Source organism: Verrucosispora sp. NA02020 (genome assembly GCF_013364215.1).
GTDB lineage: Bacteria > Actinomycetota > Actinomycetes > Mycobacteriales > Micromonosporaceae > Micromonospora.
Genome location: NZ_CP054923.1, coordinates 6,865,487 through 6,882,686 on the forward strand (window position 1 = coordinate 6,865,487; position 17,200 = coordinate 6,882,686).

18 protein-coding genes are annotated in these 17,200 nt (G+C 70.8%); 14 read left to right on the top strand and 4 right to left on the bottom strand.

The genetic code is table 11. The features are described from left to right. Positions 1 to 11: 11 nt before the first annotated feature. The 13 genes from HUT12_RS30685 (at position 12) to HUT12_RS30745 (ending at position 13,017) form a co-directional block, all read left to right on the top strand. Complete coding sequence (locus HUT12_RS30685; RefSeq protein ID WP_161594902.1) at positions 12 to 152, top strand: hypothetical protein; 141 nt, start codon at positions 12 to 14, stop codon at positions 150 to 152. A gap of 36 nt (positions 153 to 188) precedes the next feature. Beyond that, entirely contained in the window at positions 189 to 836 is a 648-nt protein-coding gene (locus HUT12_RS30690) for a LysE family translocator (protein ID WP_131051600.1), read from the top strand. Between the two features lie 124 nt (positions 837 to 960). Continuing rightward, positions 961 to 2,196 carry an acetyl-CoA carboxylase biotin carboxylase subunit family protein gene (locus HUT12_RS30695; RefSeq protein WP_176095457.1) on the top strand — a complete coding sequence of 412 codons (1,236 nt, stop codon included), beginning with the start codon at positions 961 to 963 and terminating at the stop codon, positions 2,194 to 2,196. A 7-nt stretch (positions 2,197 to 2,203) separates the two neighbouring features. Next, the gene (locus HUT12_RS30700) at positions 2,204 to 3,256 is read left to right on the top strand and encodes a LuxR C-terminal-related transcriptional regulator (RefSeq protein WP_176095458.1); all 1,053 of its coding nucleotides are present in this window, start codon (positions 2,204 to 2,206) and stop codon (positions 3,254 to 3,256) included. Positions 3,257 to 3,302: 46 nt separating this feature from the next. After that, on the top strand, positions 3,303 to 4,337 hold the full coding sequence (locus tag HUT12_RS30705) for an Inducer of phenazine A (protein ID WP_131051603.1): 1,035 nt from the start codon (positions 3,303 to 3,305) through the stop codon (positions 4,335 to 4,337). Between the two features lie 53 nt (positions 4,338 to 4,390). After that, a complete protein-coding gene (locus tag HUT12_RS30710) occupies positions 4,391 to 5,635 on the top strand; it encodes an ATP-grasp domain-containing protein (protein ID WP_176095459.1) in 1,245 nt (414 codons plus the stop codon). Beyond that, positions 5,632 to 6,933 (top strand): MFS transporter, encoded by a 1,302-nt coding sequence (locus tag HUT12_RS30715; RefSeq protein WP_176095460.1) that lies wholly within the window; start codon positions 5,632 to 5,634, stop codon positions 6,931 to 6,933. Before HUT12_RS30710 ends, HUT12_RS30715 begins: the two co-directional genes overlap by 4 nt. Before the next feature lie 70 nt (positions 6,934 to 7,003). Further along, on the top strand, positions 7,004 to 8,197 hold the full coding sequence (trpB, locus tag HUT12_RS30720) for a tryptophan synthase subunit beta (RefSeq protein WP_254876999.1): 1,194 nt from the start codon (positions 7,004 to 7,006) through the stop codon (positions 8,195 to 8,197). Next, complete coding sequence (trpA, locus tag HUT12_RS30725) at positions 8,194 to 8,943, top strand: tryptophan synthase subunit alpha (protein WP_131051607.1); 750 nt, start codon at positions 8,194 to 8,196, stop codon at positions 8,941 to 8,943. Before trpB ends, trpA begins: the two co-directional genes overlap by 4 nt. A gap of 88 nt (positions 8,944 to 9,031) precedes the next feature. After that, complete coding sequence (locus HUT12_RS30730) at positions 9,032 to 9,841, top strand: GntR family transcriptional regulator (protein ID WP_176095461.1); 810 nt, start codon at positions 9,032 to 9,034, stop codon at positions 9,839 to 9,841. A 191-nt stretch (positions 9,842 to 10,032) separates the two neighbouring features. Further along, the gene (locus tag HUT12_RS30735) at positions 10,033 to 10,977 is read left to right on the top strand and encodes a TauD/TfdA family dioxygenase (RefSeq protein WP_176095462.1); all 945 of its coding nucleotides are present in this window, start codon (positions 10,033 to 10,035) and stop codon (positions 10,975 to 10,977) included. Positions 10,978 to 10,999: 22 nt separating this feature from the next. Beyond that, entirely contained in the window at positions 11,000 to 12,253 is a 1,254-nt protein-coding gene (locus HUT12_RS30740; RefSeq protein ID WP_176095463.1) for an ATP-grasp domain-containing protein, read from the top strand. A gap of 14 nt (positions 12,254 to 12,267) precedes the next feature. Then, the gene (locus tag HUT12_RS30745; protein WP_176095464.1) at positions 12,268 to 13,017 is read left to right on the top strand and encodes an SDR family oxidoreductase; all 750 of its coding nucleotides are present in this window, start codon (positions 12,268 to 12,270) and stop codon (positions 13,015 to 13,017) included. 42 nt (positions 13,018 to 13,059) lie between these two features. Here the strand turns inward: HUT12_RS30745 and HUT12_RS30750 are convergent, their stop codons facing one another. The 3 genes from HUT12_RS30750 to HUT12_RS30760 form a co-directional block, all read right to left on the bottom strand. Then, entirely contained in the window at positions 13,060 to 13,296 is a 237-nt protein-coding gene (locus HUT12_RS30750; RefSeq protein WP_176095465.1) for a hypothetical protein, read from the bottom strand. 88 nt (positions 13,297 to 13,384) lie between these two features. Further along, entirely contained in the window at positions 13,385 to 13,615 is a 231-nt protein-coding gene (locus tag HUT12_RS30755) for a hypothetical protein (RefSeq protein WP_176095466.1), read from the bottom strand. 170 nt (positions 13,616 to 13,785) lie between these two features. Further along, positions 13,786 to 14,244 carry a lamin tail domain-containing protein gene (locus HUT12_RS30760; protein WP_162854328.1) on the bottom strand — a complete coding sequence of 153 codons (459 nt, stop codon included), beginning with the start codon at positions 14,242 to 14,244 and terminating at the stop codon, positions 13,786 to 13,788. A 466-nt stretch (positions 14,245 to 14,710) separates the two neighbouring features. Between HUT12_RS30760 and HUT12_RS30765 the strand changes: the two genes are divergently transcribed. Beyond that, on the top strand, positions 14,711 to 16,129 hold the full coding sequence (locus HUT12_RS30765; protein WP_176095467.1) for a diguanylate cyclase: 1,419 nt from the start codon (positions 14,711 to 14,713) through the stop codon (positions 16,127 to 16,129). Between the two features lie 9 nt (positions 16,130 to 16,138). Here the strand turns inward: HUT12_RS30765 and HUT12_RS30770 are convergent, their stop codons facing one another. After that, a complete protein-coding gene (locus tag HUT12_RS30770) occupies positions 16,139 to 17,200 on the bottom strand; it encodes an aspartate-semialdehyde dehydrogenase (RefSeq protein ID WP_131051617.1) in 1,062 nt (353 codons plus the stop codon).

Consider the following 17,200-nt stretch of genomic DNA (forward strand, 5'->3'; position numbering starts at 1 on the left):
GAGGGTTGATCATGAAACTTCTGTGGATCCTGGCCTATCTTCTGATATTCGTTCCGGTTGGTATATTCTTCCGGGTGTTTCGCGACCCGCTGCGCCGAAAACTGCAGCCGGAGCTGAGCACCTACTGGGATTTCCACGAACGGCCGCTGTGATTTCGGCTGCCCATTATCCGAAGCAGGAGAAAAGACGTGATCGACGTCAACGCAGGGCTCGGCATCGCCGCTGTCGCCCTGGCAATGGTGCTCACCCCGGGGCCGAACATGATCTATCTGGTGTCCCGGTCGATCACCCAGGGCCGCCCGGCCGGCCTGGTCTCCCTGCTCGGGGTCGCCGTCGGCTTCTTCGTCTACCTGCTTGCCGCGGTGACCGGTGTCTCGGCGGTGTTCGCGCTGGTGCCCGCGCTCTACACGACGATCAAGATCGCGGGCGCGTGCTACCTGCTGTGGCTCGCGTGGAACGCCCTCAAGCCCGGTGGCCAGTCGGCCTTCGCGCCCAAGGACCTGCCCGTCGACGGGACCCGGAAGCTGTTCACGATGGGCCTGATGACCAACCTGCTCAACCCCAAGATCGCAGTGCTGTACGTGTCACTCCTCCCGCAGTTCGTCGACCCGGCCAAGGGCGACATCGCGACGCAGAGCCTCTCCCTGGGGTTGATCCAGATCACGGTGGCACTGACCGTCAACTGCCTCATCGTGCTCACCGCGGGTTCGGTCGCCGCCTTCCTCGCCCGGAAGCCGGCCTGGCTGCGGGCACAGCGCTACATGATGGGCACCGTTCTGATCGGTCTCGCGGCGAGCATGGCCTTCGACCGGACGGAGGCATCGGTACCGCAATAGTCGATTCCGGCAACGTCGGGCAATTACTGCGTGCCGCCGAGCGACTTCCTGACTACGTGAACGGTGGCGAACTCGCCACCCATTCGAATCGTGGGATCGACGGAAAGGCGAGGAGCACGCCCCGATGAAGCCGCACATTCTGATCATTCACCGCTGGCGCGATCACTATGCGGGATACGCGGAATACCTCGACCACGACCTGCACCACGTCACGTACGTCTGCACCGAACTGGCCACGGCCGCCGTACCCGCGTCGGCCGCGGCCGTGGCGCTCGTCGCCGCCACCGACCGCCTGGATCTGGTGAGCGCCGCCGCCGACGGGTTGATCGCGCGATTCGGCGTCCCGGAACGGATCGTCGCCCTCAACGAGGGTGACCTGGACACGGCGGCCGAGCTACGCGCCCACCTGGGGGTGGCCGGTGACCGTCCCGACCGGCTGGCCCGGTTCCGCGACAAACTGGTCATGGCGGAGACCGTCGTGCGCGGCGGCGTCGCCATCCCGGCGTTCGCCGACGCACCGGACACCCAGGCCGTCGTACGCTTCGCCGACTCCCACGGCTGGCCGTTGATCGTCAAACCCCGTCGGGGCACGGCCAGCCGGGACGTGCTGCGGCTGAACTCGGTCGACGACCTGGTCACACTCGACCGGTTGCCACCCGAACCCCGGATGGTGCAGACCTTCTGCCCGGACCAGGTCTTCCACATCGACGGCCTGTGGACCGGTGCCGAACTGGGTCCCTGGCGGGCGTCGCGCTACGTGAACACCTGCATGGAGTTCGCCGCCGGGGACGTGCTCGGTTCGGTCGAGGTGGACGACGCCGACCTGCTCGGTCCGCTCGGCGGGTTCCTCGCCGACGCCTGCGCCGCCTTCGGTGACGCACCGTGGGTGTTCCACATGGAGGCGTTCGTCGGCACCGAGGCCGACGGCACCGTCCGGATCAACTTCCTGGAGGCGGGCTCCCGGGTGGGTGGCGCCGAGATCCCGTTCGTCTGGCGCGAGGTGCACGGCGTCGACCTGATGGAAGCGGCGATCCACATCCAGCTCGGCCGCAACCCGATCGTGCGGCAGATCAGCGATCAGCGGGTCGGCGGTTGGCTGCTGGTGCCGACGCCGGTGCCCGCGCCCTGCCGGATCACCGTCGCGGAACTCGACCTGCCGGCGGCCGAGTGGCCCTACGCCCGGGTGATCCCGGCCGTCGGCACCGAGATCCCCAAGGCCGGCGGCTACGAGCACGTCGGCGCGCGGTTCCGGTTCTCCGGTGCGGCCACCGACGACGTGGAGAAGGCCATCCGGCGTACGGCGGGCCAACTCTGGTTGGAGTGCGTGCCCAGCCGGTCGGACCTGCCGTCGGCACGCTGACGCCACGATGAGCACCTCCTTGTCCTACCTCCACCAGCAGCGTGGCCCCCTCGACAGCGTCGAGTCCGCCGCTTACGAACATGCGGTGCTGGGCAGTCGGCTGCACGCCGACCGCCCGCCGCCGGAGACCGGCATCAGCCGGGGCGAGTGGGCACACGCCTGCGAGAACCTGGTCCGACGCCGGCTGCTCTCCCGCGACGAGGACGGCGGCCTGACCGCAGTGCATCCCGATGTCGCCCTGAGCATCCTCAACGCACCGCTCACCGACGAGATCCGCGAGCGGGAACAGGCGATGGCCGCCAACAGCCGGGTGCTCCAGTCGATCGGCCGACGGCTGGCCGAGAACGGCAGGCAGCACGAGGGCGTGCGGGTCGTCCAGGGCGAGAAGGCGATCCGCGACGAGATCGACTCGGCGATCCTGCGCTGCGCCACCGAGATCCTCTCGCTGCGTCCGGGAGGTCCACGGTCGACGGACCAGTTCAGCGCCTCGGAGGCGTCGGTGACCTCGATCTTCGTACGCGGGCTCCGCTGCCAGTTCGTGTACCACCACACCGCCCGCGCGAACCCGGGTCTCACGGCCCGGGCAAAGGCGGTCGCGGCGTACGGCGGTGGCATCCGCACCACGGCGGCGAGTTTCGAACGTCTGATCATCTTCGACCGACGGGTGGCGTTCGTTCCGGTCGACGCACCGGGTGCGGATCACGCTGCCGCCGTCATCTCCGACGACCTGGTGGTGGAGTACCTGCACCGCACGTTCACGCACCTCTGGGCCAACGCGGTCCCGCTCGAACTCGCCGAGGACCAGATGGACGAGGTGTCGCTGGGCACCAGGATGGCGATCCTCCGACTGATGGCCGCCGGGCTCAAGGACGAGGCCATCGCCAACCGGCTGGGCATGGCGCTGCGGACCTGCCGACGGCACATCTCCTCGATCCTCAAGGGTCTCCAGGTGTCGAGCCGGTTCCAGGCCGGCATCAGGATCGCTCAGCTCGGGATCCTCGCCGACGAGGTGGCGGACTCCGACCAGTCCAGCCGGACCGACATCAGCCCGCTCTGGTGACCCCTCCGCCTCTCTCCACCCCCATCCGACAAGGAGAACCGACGACGTGAAACTCCAGCGCGAGATCCTGACGCCGCAGATGCTGCAGTACGACGACTTCGCGTCCCGTGGGGAGACGCAGTACCTCCCGTACCTGATGTACTTCAACCGGCCGGACTACCGGTCGGAGGCGATCAACACCGACCGGCTCGGCTTCCGTATCTCCCACGGTGTCGACGAGCAGGCCTCGGTCGGTAGCACCCTGCCCGAGGGGCCGGTCCGCCTGCTGGTCGGCGGTTCCGTCCCGCTCGGGTACGGCTCCACCAGCGACGCGACCACGATGGCGTCGCGGTTGTGGACGAAGCACGCATCGTCCCGCCCGTGGCTCACCTATGCCGGCCACTGCTACAACTCGACCCAGGAACTGCTGTTGTTCCTGCTCTACCGGCACCTGCTGCCGCCGGTCGAGGAGATCGTCATCCTGAGCGGGTTCAACACGCTGGTGATGTCCCGGCTGGTCGAGATGCACCGCGCCGACCAGGGTCCGTTCTATTTCTGCGGCGAGTTCTTCGAACAGATGGAGGAGGTCCGGGCCCGGCACCGCAAGACGTCGCGTGGTTTCGGTCGCCGGGCCAAGCCGACCGTCCCCTCGTGGCCGTCGCCGGACGAGGTCCGTCCGGAACTCGACGAGGCGATCGCCAGCGCGGTCGACCTGGTCGGCAGGCATCTCGCGAGCTGGCAGGTGCTCGCCGCCGCCACCGGCGCCCGGGTCTCCTTCGTGTTGCAGCCGATGGCCACCTGGCTGCGGGCCGAGCCCGCGCCGGAGGAGAAGCTGATCTTCGACGAGCTGGACCGGATCTCCAAGCTGGGCACCTGGGAGGCCCTCTACGGCGACGTCTCCTCGGTGGCGGCCGGGCAGCGGTACGCCGACGCGCTGGCACCGGCCTGCGAGCGGCAGGGCGTCCGCTTCGTGAACCTCAACCCGGTCCTGCGCGCGGCCGTGACCGACCGGTCCTGGCTGTACGTCGACCGGGCCCACCTGACCGACGAGGGCAACGACATCGTCGCCGCGCTGCTCGCCGAGCAGCTCGGCCTCTCCTGAGCCGGCTGCGATGACCGGGCAGCCGTTCCATCCCACGAGAAGGTGCGCGACTGATGTTTAGAGTAGCCGTGATCGGTGGTCGTCCCGCCCCGATCAAGGGAGCCAAGGACCTGGGCGTCGACGTCGTCCTGGTGCATCAACCGGGGCAGTACGAGGAGTCGATCCGGCAGCACTGCGAGCGGATCGTGCACGCGCCGCTGGCCGACGGCGAGGCGATGCTCGACGTGCTGCGCCCGCTGCACGACGAACGCCCCTTCGACCGGGTGCTGACCGTCTCCGAGCCGTGGGGTGTGCCCACCGGACACGTGGTGGACGGCCTGGGCCTGCCCGGGACCTCGGAGAAGACCGCCCGCCTGCTCAAGGACAAGGCGCTGATGCGCGAGCGGCTCGCCAAGTACGACCTGAGCCCGGTCCGCTACCGCGTGGTGCGCACCGAACGCGAGGCGAACGACTTCCTCGCGGAGGTCGGCGGTCCGGTCGTCCTCAAACCGGTCGACGGTGCCGCCAGCCGGAACATCCTGCGGGTGGCGGACGCGGCCGAGCTGGGCCACGCCTGGCGCGTGCACACCGAGGCCGGCAACACCTCGGTGCTCGCCGAGGAGTTCCTCGTCGGCCCGGTGGTGAGCGTGGAGTCGTTCTCCTTCGGCGGTCGGCACCTGCCCGTCGGCTACTCCGAGTACCTGGTCAACTCGTACCACGTGGAGTGGCAGGTCAGCGTGCCGAGCCGGCTCGTCGTGCCGTACCTGGAGGAGCTTCGGGACCTCACCGTGCGCCTGCTGGACGCGGTCGAACTCACCGAGGGCCCTTCGCACAGCGAGTTCGTCCTGACCGACCGGGGTCCGCGGGTGCTGGAGTCGCACGCCCGGATGGGTGGGCACGCCATCCCCGAGCTGGTCCGCCGGGCCTACGGCCTGGACCTGGCCCGGATGTGGCTGACGGTGCCGCTCGGCATCGACGCGCTGCCCGCCGAGTCTCCGCGGCCCACGGCGGGTGCCGCCATCCGGTTCCTGCGGCCCGAGCCCGGGGAGATCCGCGCCGTCACAGTCGCCGAGGACATCCCGGCGGTGGTCAAGCGGGTCCCGCCCGGCGAGATGGCCGACGTGTACCTCCCGCTGCTCGGCGAGTTGGTCGACGTCCCGGTCGGCGCGGTCGTGCACAAGAACCCGGGCGACGTGATCACCCCGATCCAGACGCTCGCGGACTGCAGCTCCGGGTACGTGCTGGCCACCGGCGCGGACGCCGACTCGGCGATCGCCACCTGTGTCCTGGTCGACCAGCAGATCCAGTTCCACACGTGACCCTCCTGCGGCATCACGACTTCCGGCTGCTGTGGACCACGCAGACCCTGGGGCAGTTCGGCGCGCACTTCAGCCGGGTCGGCCTGCCCCTGGTGGCGATCCTGGCCCTGGACGCGACCGCGTTCGAGGCCGGACTGCTGGCGACGTTCCAGACCGTGGCGTTCCTCGTGGTCGGCCTGCCCGCCGGGGCGTGGGTGGATCGACGGCGCAAGCGTCCCGTCATGATCGTGGCGAACCTCGGGCGGGGTCTGCTGTTGGCGTGGGTGCCGGTGGCCGCCTACCTGGGGGTGCTCTCCCTGACCCAGTTGTACGTGGTCGCGCTGGGGGTGAGCGTGGGGACGCTGCTGTTCGAGACGGCGTACGTGAGCTACCTGCCGCTGCTGCTCGAACGCGGGCAGTTGGTCGAGGGCAACGCGAAGCTGGAGAGCACCCGGTCGGTGGCCCAGGTCGGCGGTCCCACGCTCGGCGGCTACCTGATCCAGTGGCTGGGTGCGCCGCTCGCGGTGCTCACCGTCGCGGGCGGCTACCTGACCTCGGCGGTGGTGCTCTGCCGGATCCGGATGCGGGAGTCCGTTCCCGCGCGCGGCACCGACCGCCACCTGGTTCGGGAGATCCGGCAGGGGCTGTCGTTCGTCTTCGGGCACCGGTCCCTGCGCGCGCTCGCCGTCTCGGGTGCCCTGTTCAACCTCGGGGTGTTCGTCACCGGAACGGCGGTGGTGGTGCTGCTCGCCCAGCAGCTGCGCATCGCGCCGGGAACGGTGGGACTGTGGTTCGCCGTCGGCGGACTGGGCGGGCTGGTCGGGGCGTTCCTCGTCCGGCGGGTCAGCGCCCGGATCGGCCCGGGGCCGGCGGTCTGGGTGGGCATGGCGGTGGCCGGCGTCTCCGGTCTGGTCGTGCCGCTCGCCGACGCCGACTGGCGTCTCTGGCTCGCCGGGGCGGGCAACGCGTTGGTCTCCACCGGCCTGGTCATCAACAACGTGAACAGCATGGCGATCCGCCAGCAACTGTGTCCGCAGGAGTTGCAGGGCCGGATGAACGCCACCATCCGCTTCCTCATCTTCGGGGCCATGCCGATCGGCTCGTTCCTCGGCGGGTTCCTCGGGGAACGCGTCGGGCTCCGGGAGGCCCTGTGGGTGGGGGCCGGACTCAGCCTGGTCGCCGTCCTGCCGGTCTACTTCTCGCCGCTGCGGACCATGCGTGGCGACCCGGGCGACGACGACCCGGGTACGGATCGGAGCAGCACCCGGCCCGGACGCCGGGAGCGTCGACGCGACCCGGACGGCGTCGGTTCCCGATGAGGCGGGCTTCCGTCGGGCCCGCCGGGTGTGTCATCCTGACTCCAACAGTTCTAGAACAGTGGGAGTCCACGTGACCGACCTGACCGTGCTGCCCAACGGCAGCGTCATGGCCGATCCCGGCGAGCGCGGCAGATTCGGCGGGCACGGGGGTCGTTTCGTCCCCGAGTCGCTGATCCCCGCCTGCACCGAGCTGGAGGCGGCGTTCCGGGAGGCGTGGGCGGACCAGCGCTTCCGCCGCGACCTCGACCGGCTGCTCGCGGTGCACGCCGGCCGCCCTACCGCGCTCACGCCGGCCTGGCGGCTCTCCGAGGAACTCGGCATCAACGTGCTGCTGAAACGGGAGGACCTCGCCCACACCGGCTCACACAAGATCAACAACGTGCTCGGTCAGGCCCTGCTGGCGCGCCGGATGGGCAAGACGAGGTTGATCGCCGAGACCGGCGCCGGCCAGCACGGCGTCGCCACGGCCACCGCCGCCGCGCTGCTCGGCCTCCAGGCGACCGTCTACATGGGGGCCAAGGACGTCGAGCGCCAGGCGCTGAACGTGTTCCGGATGGAGCTTCTCGGTGCCGAGGTCGTTCCGGTCACCGGCGGCAGCCGCACCCTGAAGGACGCCACCAGCGAGGCGCTGCGGCAGTGGGTCACCCGGGTCGACGACACCCACTACTGCATCGGCTCGGTCATGGGCCCGCACCCGTACCCGTGGATCGTGCGGGAGTTGCAGCGGGTCATCGGCGAGGAGGCGCGCGCACAGTGCGCCGCCGAACTACGGACCGGCGTGCCCGACTACGTGGTGGCCTGCATCGGCGGTGGCTCGAACGCCGCCGGCACGTTCGCCGGCTTCGTCGACACCCCGGCCCGACTCGTCGGCGTGGAGGCCGAGGGTGGGGCGGCGGTCGCGTTCGGCCGGGTCGGCGTGCTGCACGGGTTCCGCTCGTATGTCCTCCAGGACGAGCACGGCCAGGTCAGCGAGGCGCACTCGATCGCGGCCGGGCTCGACTACCCGGGCGTGGGCCCGGAGCACGCCTTCCTCAACGACTCCGGCCGGGCGCGGTACGTCACCGTCAACGACGCCGAGGTCATCCCGGCGGTCCGGCGGCTGGCCCGCACCGAGGGGATCCTGCCCGCCCTGGAATCGGCCCACGCCATCGCCTGGGTGATCCGCGCCGCGGAGAGCGGCGAGCTGCCGCCGTTCAGCACCGTGCTGGTCGCGCTCTCCGGCCGTGGCGACAAGGACATCCACACCATCCGGGAGACCGCATGAACGGCAAGCTGCTGGTCCCGTACGTGACCGGGGGCATCCGGCCCGACTGGACCGGGTACGTCGAGGCGTACGCCCGCAGCGGCGCGGACATGATCGAGATCGGGCTCCCCTTCTCCGACCCGATCCTCGACGGGCCGACGATCCAACAGGCGTCCTACCGCGCCCTGCAACAGGGGGCCACGGTCCGGTCGATCCTCGACGACCTCGCCGGGGTGGACGTCGACGTACCACTGATCGCCATGACGTACTACAACCTGGTGATGCACGCGCCGTCGTTCTGCGCGGACCTCGCGGCGGCCGGGGTCAGCGGGCTGATCGTGCCCGACGTGCCGATCGACGAGGTGGACGACCTGGCGGCCAGCGCCACGGCGGCCGGTGTCGACCTGGTGCTGCTCGCCGCGCCCACCACCCCCGGCCCTCGGCTGGCCGCCATCGCGCGGCGCAGTCGCCGCTTCGTCTACGCCGTCTCGGTGATGGGCACCACCGGCGAGCGCGACCGACTCGCCGAGGACGCCGCCCGGCTCGCCCGCGACCTGCGGGCCCTGACCGACCTGCCGGTGCTGCTCGGCTTCGGCATCTCCCGGCCCGCGCACGCGGTGGAGGCGGCCGAGGCCGCCGACGGTGTCGTGGTCGCCTCGGCACTGATGCGGATGGTCCTCGACGGCGCGGACCCCGCTGAGGTCGGAGCCGTGGTCGCGGAGTTCCGCGCGGCGTTGGACGGGGTGGGCGCAGCGGTTCCCGGGTGACCGCGAGCCGGGCGGGTGCCCGGTGCGGCCGGTCACGGACCGTGGGCCACACTGGGCACCGGCACGGCCGCAGGGACGGGAGACACCCATGGGTGAGGCGACGGCGGGTGGGCGACCGACCGCGCGCTACCGGCAGATCGCGGCCGACCTGGCGGCCCGGATCCGGCAGGGCGAGTACGAGCCGGGCGAGGCGCTGCCGGCGCAGCGGGACCTGAGCGCCCACTACGGCGTCACGCTGATGACGTTGCGTCAGGCCCTCCAGGAGCTGTCCGACGAGGGACTCATCGTCCAGCAGGCCGGGCGGGGCACCTACGTCACACCGGTCCAGGCCGCCTACCGCGTGGACACGCTGCGCAGCTTCACCGAGGACCTCCGCGAGCAGGGCCACGACGTGCTCACCCAGGTGGTGTCCGGTGCGATGCGCCGACCGCCGGCCTGGGTGGTCGACCGGTTCGGCGACGGTGGCGGCGAGCGGGCCCTGCGGCTGGAACGGCTGCGCCTGCTGAACGGCCGTCCCACCATCCACCAGGTCTCCTGGGTCCGCCCGCCGTACGCGGCGACGATCCGGGACCGCGACTTCGCCCGGACGTCGCTCTACGCCGCGCTGGCCGACGCCGGTGTCGCCATCCTGCGGGCCTCGGAACGGATCGTCCCGTCTCTCCTCGCCGCGCCGGCCGCCGGGCATCTGCGCCAGCCCGTCGGCAGCCCGGTCCTCGTCAGCGAACGGACGACGATCGCCCTGGACGGGACCGCCGTGGTGGTGGACCGGGCGGTGGTCGTCGGCGACGCCATGGAGATCCGTGCCGAGCGCGCGGCGACCCGGTTGTCGGTCCGGTGGGGTGCCGTACGCTCCCCGGTCCTGCCGGGCGACGGACGTCCCGGCGGCGACGCGCCGTAGGGCGGTCCGCTTCCTGCCCGCAGCGGGCGACGGCAGCAAGGTGTCTGGCCACTTCTGGCCTCCGTGACGGCGTTGTTACCCGCTGTCGCCGTCCGGCATCGTGAGGTCTCGGGTGCACGACGACTGGGCGTCGCACCCGATCCGACCGCGAGTTGGGGATTCGCGGCGAACCCTCATGATCGGAGCCGTTCATGACCCGTGCACTCCGGGTGGCCCGTCACCATCTGAACGACCGGACCCGTGACCTGCTCGACAAGGAGCTCACGGCCGCTGTCTGCGACATCGAGCTGGATTCGGACGCCCACGAGGCGATCCTCGCCGGAATCGGTGCCCACGCCCTGCAGACCCACCTGCCCGGCGAGATCCTCCAGGCACTGACGTTCTTTCCGGCCACCGGCTCGCACGTGCTGACCATCGGCAACCTGCCGCAGCAGGAGTTCCCGGCCACGCCACGTGACGGCTTCACCGACGAACCCGCGATGGCCGTGACCAACGCCCTGCACTTCGGGCTGCTGCAACTGCTCTCGCTGACGCCGTTCGCGGTCGACTACGAGAACGCCGGCAAGTACATCCGCAACGTCGCCCCGAACCCGGCGGCGGCGGGAACCACCAGTTCCTGGGGGGCGGATTCCGAGTTCTCCTGGCACACCGACAACCCGCACCTCCCCTTCGGCGGCAGGGGCGTCGACCCGCGCCGGTACGTCCCGCGCTACCTCAGCTTCTATGCGGTCCGCAACGACGAGCAGGTGCCGACCGAGGTGCTCGCCATCGAGGAGGCCGTGGCCGCGCTGGACGAGACCACCGTGCGGGAGTTGCAGTCGGCCCAGTTCACCGTCGGCCCGCCCGCCTCGAACGACGAGACGGCACCGCTGCGGGACACCGCCCTGCTGGAGCAGAGCTACGAGGGAACACGGGCGCGGTTCGACCGGGGCACGGTCGCCGCGAACACGCCGGCCGCGAGTGCCGCCCTCGACAGCTGGGTGCGGGCCCTCGACCAGGCGCGGTCCGAGGCGTTCGTACTGCGGTCCGGCGATTTCCTGATCTTCGACAACTACCGGGTGCTGCACCGCCGTCGGGCGTTCCGACCCGGCCCGGCGGACACCGCCCGCTGGCTGCGCCGCTGCTACGCAAGCTGACCCGGACACCAGGAGGATGACCATGGGCAAGTATCGCGTCGCCGTCATCGGCGGTATGCCCGCGCCGATCCACGGCGCCAGGGAACTCGGCATCGACGTCGTGCTGGTGCACGAGGAGGGCAAGTACGAGCCGTCCATCCTGGCCCACACCGAGCGGGTCGTCCACGCTCCGCTGGACGACGGCCCGGCCATCCACGCCGCGCTCAGCCCGCTGCACGCCGAGCGCCCGTTCGACCGCGTGATGACCACGACCGAGGTCGCCGCGATCTCGTCGGGCTACGTCGTGGACATGTTCGGCCTGCCGGGCGTCACCGAGTTCACCGCCCGCGCGCTCAAGGACAAGTCCCTCACCCGGGAGTGCCTGGCCAAGGCCGACGTGGAGAACGTCCGCTACCAGGTGGTCAACTCGGTCCAGGAGGCGGTCGCGTTCCTGGAGCAGATCGGCGGGAAGATCGTCCTCAAGCCGATCGACGGTGCGGCGAGCCTGCACATCAAGGAGGTCGAGACCCCGGAGCAGGTGGCCGAGGCCATGTCGGAGCTGGCCGCCGCCGGTATCACCGCGCCGATGGCCGAGGAGTTCCTCTCCGGCCCGGTGGTGAGCGTCGACTCGTTCTCCTTCGGGGGCCGGCACCTCACCATCGGCTACTCCGAATACCGGATGAACGACCGGTTCGTCGAGTGGGAGGTCAGCACGCCGAGCCGGGTCGCCGTGCCCTACCTCGCGGAACTCCGGGAACTCACCGCGAAGCTCCTGGACGCGGTCGGCGTGACCGAGGGACCGTCGCACAGCGAGTTCGTCCTCACCCCGCACGGGCCCCGGGTGCTCGAATCCCACGCGCGTCTGGCCGGCAGTGGCGCGCCGGAACTGGTGCGGCGCGCCTTCGGGCTGGACCTCAACCGCATGTTCCTGACGGTCCCGTTGGGCATCGACGAGCTTCCGCTCGAATCACCCGCACCGATCGGGGGCGCGGTCGCCCTCTTCCTGACCCCGAAGCCGGGGCCGATCACGTCGATCACCGTCAGCGAGGACATTCCGGCGACGGTACGCCGGATCCCGCCCGGCGAGTCGGCGCGGGTCTTCATGCCATACCTGTTCGAGCTGGGCGCCGAGGACACCGCCGTGGTCATCACCAAGAACTCCGGCGACGAGGTCGCACCGTTGCTGACCGTCGCGGACTGTAGCAACGGCTACATCCTGGCCTCCGGCACGGACGCGCTCGACGCCATCGCCAAGGCCGAGGCGATCAACGCGAAGATAGACTTCGTCACCGGTTGATGAGGGAGAACACCATGAAGCGCACCGCAGTGGTGACGGGTGCCAGCAGCGGGATCGGGGCGGCCACGGCGCGCCGGCTGGCCAAGGACGGATTCTTCGTCGTGGTGGCGGCCCGCCGGTGGGACCGACTGGAGGCGCTGGCGGCCGAGATCGGTGGGCAGGCCGTCGCGCTCGACGTCACCGACCAGGCGTCCGTCCAGGCTCTCGCCGCCGGTCTGGACCGGTGCGACCTTCTGGTCAACAACGCGGGCGGGGCGGTGGGTGCCGACCCGCTGGCCACCACCTCGCCGGCCGACCTGGTGCGGAGCTTCGAGATCAACGTCCTGGGCATGCTGTACGTGACCCAGGCGCTGCTGCCGCTGCTCCGCGCCTCCGACGCACCGACCATCGTGACCGTCACCTCGACGGCCGCGCACGTGACCTACGAGTCCGGCGGCACCTACACGGCCGCCAAGCACGCGGAACACGCGCTGGTCGAGACGCTTCGGCTGGAACTCTGCGGTGAGCCGGTGCGGGTCATCGAGATCGCACCGGGCATGGTCCGCACGGACGAGTTCGCGGTCAACCGGTTCGCCGGCGACGCGGACAAGGCCGCCGCTGTGTACGCGGGCGTGGACCGGCCGCTGGTGGCCGAGGACGTCGCCGAGTGCATCGCCCTGACGGTGGCACTGCCCAGCCACGTCAACGTGGATCGTCTCGTCGTCCGGCCGGTCGCTCAGGCCGCCCAGCACAAGGTGCACCGTCAGCCGATCTTCGGGAGCTGACGGACGGGACGTCGTGCTGAGTCGCACCGCGAGCGGTGCGACTCAGCCCAGATCCTCGGGTTTCACCTTCCCCCTAGCGACAAGACTCTTCGCGAGACGAACCCGCCCCAGCATGACCGCCTGCACGTAGCCGAGCACGACCAGCACGGCGGCGAAGATCTCGCCACGCTCGGCCAGAATCCAGGTGGGAATGATCGCGAAGAGGACCACCGGCACCGCGAAGACCCACAGCGGGTAGCGCAGGTGGTTGCTGAGTGTGGCGTCGAAGAGCTTGGGCACGAGATCATTAGATCTCACCCGGCAAGGACTCCTCGTCCGTCCGTCGACTCAGAACCCAGCGGGCACGTCCCGTGCCTCCGATACGTGGTCACCACCACTTGGGGTAGTGCCGGAGTACCCGGTCCGCCGGTTCCGGTGACTTCGACCTGCGTTCCCGCCACTTCTGCACCAGGTTCGGGCCGTGCACGAGTGCGCCTGCGGCGATCAGGAGCAGGGACCCGTACCGTCCCGACCACCCGAACCAGAGACCGAGACCGGCCACCAGCCAGAGCAGGAAGCCGAGGCCGAGCAGTGCCGTTCGAAGACGTGGGCGGCGCACGACTCTCAGACTACGGCTCGCCGCCAACGAGGCACGTCATCCGTGACCCCTTGGGCCACGGGCGGAACCTGATCCCACCGAGAACCGCGACGCCTCGGTGAGATCAGGCCCGTGCGAGAGATTCCCCTCGGCGCGCCCCAACGCTCGCGCGCCGAACAACGGTTACCCGTTCAGCAGGCGGTGTAGCCCTTGCCCTTCTTCGACCAGGCGCACTTGTCGATCAGCTTGCCGCTGGCGTTGCGCAGGTACGCGGTGTCGCCGGTGTTGTTCCAGACGTAGTTGCCCGAGCCCCAGTAGCGGTTCTTGGCGGTGTTCGTGCCCTTGCCGGTGCGGATGACCACGCTCTTGCCCTTGGCGAGCTTCACGTCCCCGCTGAACGTGTAGACGTGGTTGGCCTTGTCGCGCAGCGTCCAGTTCTTCAGGTTGATGGTGCGGGCGCGCCGGTTGGTCAGCTTCACGTACTCGGCGTTCAGGCTGGCGTTCGAGCGGGTGTCCGTACCCGGCGAGTCGTAGTAGACCTTCGTGATCTCGATCGCCGGGGTGGCGGCCTGCGCCGGGGCACCGACGGCCAGCGAACCGCCAAGCGCCACGGCGAGCGCGGACACCAACCCGATGAACCTTCTCGACATGCGTGTTACCCCCACAGGATGCGCGCCGACGTTCGGCGCGGAAACGTCACGCCGACGCGTGACGGAGCGAGGTTAACGACGAGTTACGGCAACATGCGTCCCACTCGCACCCGCGCCGCCGATTACAGCCGCGCGGTTGCCCATCAGCATCCAGCCGGCTCGAACCGGTCCGCCGGTCCGGTTGAGCCGACTCGACCGGAGTTCCGCACCGACCGCACGAAAGATGATCGACGGCTGTGCGTTCGACGTACATCGAGGACCGCAAGACGAGGCACCGAAGCCGCAGGTCCTTTCCGGCGGTCTTGCTGCCATCGCCGCAGACGTCCGGGCGTTGCCCACAGGCCGCATCCACAGCCTGTGGATAGCACATGTGTACGAGTCCAGCTCGCTCCCAGTCTCCGGTGAGTACGCTTGGTCATCCTCCCGGTGCCGCCGGGAGGCGTACCCGACCTGGAACGACGTGCGAGTGGATCATCAGCAAGTCCTCCGCGACGTGACGGTCCGCCTGCCGATGGCGTCGACCGTCGCCGAGGTGTGCCAGGCCACCGTCGAGTCGCTGGCCCGTCACACCCCCGCCACCATCGCCGTCCTGCTGCACGTGCACGACCGGCTCCGGTGCGTCGCCGCCACCGGCTCCTGGCAGGTCTTCGCCACCGTCGCGCCGGACGCCGGGATCGTCGGTCGGGTCTACACCGGCGGCGCAGCGGTCGTCGCCCCGGACGTCACGACCGATCCCGACCACATCCCGGTACGCCCCGACGTCACCGCCGAGGTGTGCGTACCGGTGCCGGATCCGGCCGGGCGGGTCATCGGCGTACTCGACGTGCAGTGGACCGGCCCCGCCGACCTCGCCGCGTGGCGGACGACCGCCGAACGGGTGGCCGCCCGCCTCGGCGCGCGGATCGTCGCGCTGGGCGGGCCGACGGAGAGCCGCAGCGAGAAGCTGCTCCGGCACGCCGCCGCGATGACCGCCGCCGGCACCGAGTGGGACCTGATGACCGCCGCGATCGGGGCGGCCCGGGACGTCTCCACCCTCGGCGCGGCCGTCCTGGTGCTCGGCGGCCGGGGCGGCGTACGGCTCGGTGCCCCGACCGGGGCGCCCGGGGAGCTGGAGAACCGGATGCGGGCCGAGCTGGCCGAGGCGGGCCCGGAGGCGCTGCGCGGCATCATCGACCGGGCGCACCGCTACGGGGCCGGCTACACCCTCGGCGAGGCGGGCCACCCGCCCACCGTGGAGCACGAGCCGCTGGTCCGCGCCGGTGTCCGGACGCTGGTCACGGTGCCGGTGGGTCCGGCCCGACGCGGCGGGGTGCTGCTGGTCGCCGACGACCGGCTGCTGCGTCCCGACCCCACCACGGTCAACCTGATGGAGCTGCTGGCCGGTCAGGCGTGGAGCTGCCTGGACCGGTTGCGCACCCTGGACCGGCTGCGCGAGCAGGCCAGCTCCGACCCGTTGACGGGGCTGCGGCACACCGGCCCGTTCGGGCAGCGGATCGCCACGGCGACGCCGGGCCGGACCGCGCTGCTCGCGATCGATGTGGACGGCTTCAAAACGATCAACGACACCTACGGGCACCAGGCCGGTGACCGGGTGCTGGTCGGCCTGGCCCGGGCGCTGGAGGGCGCGCTGCGCCAGGGCGACGAGCTGTACCGGGTCGGCGGCGACGAGTTCGTCGCGGTGATCGAGGTGAGCCGTCCCGAGGAGGCGGTCCGGGTCGCCGAGCGGCTCACCGAGGCGGCCCGCCGGATCGGCCGCACGATCAGCGTCGGTGTCGCCCTGCCCCGGCCGGGCGAGTCGCCCGAGATGACGCTGCGCCGCGCCGACCAGGCACTCTACGCGGTGAAACGGCAGGGTCGCGACGGCGTACGCCTCGCCGCCGCCTGAGTACGACGCTCAGCGCTGGGTGATCTCCTTGGCCAGGAGTTCGGCGATCTGGGCGGTGTTCAGGGCGGCACCCTTGCGGAGGTTGTCGCCGGTGACGAAGAAGTTCAGTGCGCGAGGGTCGTCGAGGGCACGACGAATCCGGCCGACCCAGGACGGGTCGGTGCCGACCGCGTCGATCGGCATCGGGAACTCCCCGGCCGCCGGGTCGTCGACGACGATCACACCGGGGGCGTTACGCAGCACGCCACGGGCACCCTCGGCGTTGATCTCGGTGCCGAAGACGGCGTGCACCGCCACCGAGTGACCGGTGAGCACCGGCACCCGTACGCAGGTGGCGGTGACCTTCAGGTGCGGCGTACCGAGGATCTTGCGCGACTCGTCGCGCATCTTCATCTCCTCGGAGGACCAGCCGTCGTCGGCCGGTGAACCGGCCCACGGCACCACGTTGAGCGCTATGGGTGCGGGGAACGGGTCGAGGTCGTCGCCGACCGCCTGCCGCACGTCCCCGGTACGCGAACCGAGCAGCCGGTCCCCGGCCACCTTGGCCAACTGGTCGTGCAGCGTGTCCGCGCCGCGCTGACCCGCCCCGGAGACCGACTGGTACGAGGCGAGCACCAGCTCGCGCAGGCCGTACTCGCGGTGCAGCGGGGCGACCGCGACGATCATCGCCAGGGTGGTGCAGTTCGCGTTGGCGACGATGCCCCGGGGGCGGTGCTGGACCTCTTCGGGGTTGATCTCCGGCACCACCAGCGGGACGTCCGGCGCCATCCGGAAGGCGCCCGAGTTGTCCACCACGATCGCGCCCCGGCGTACCGCGATCGGCGCCCAGTGCGTGGCGACCTCGTCCGGTACGTCGAACATCGCGACGTCGACGCCGTCGAACGCCTCCTCGGTCAGCGCCTGGACGGTCAGCTCCTCGCCCCGGCACCGGACCTTGCGCCCGGCCGACCGCTCGGAGGCGAGCAGGCGGATCTCACCCCAGACGTTGCGACGCCCGGTGAGCAGTTCACACATCACGGTGCCGATAGCGCCCGTCGCCCCGACCACGGCCAGGGTGGGCAGCCCGGCCAT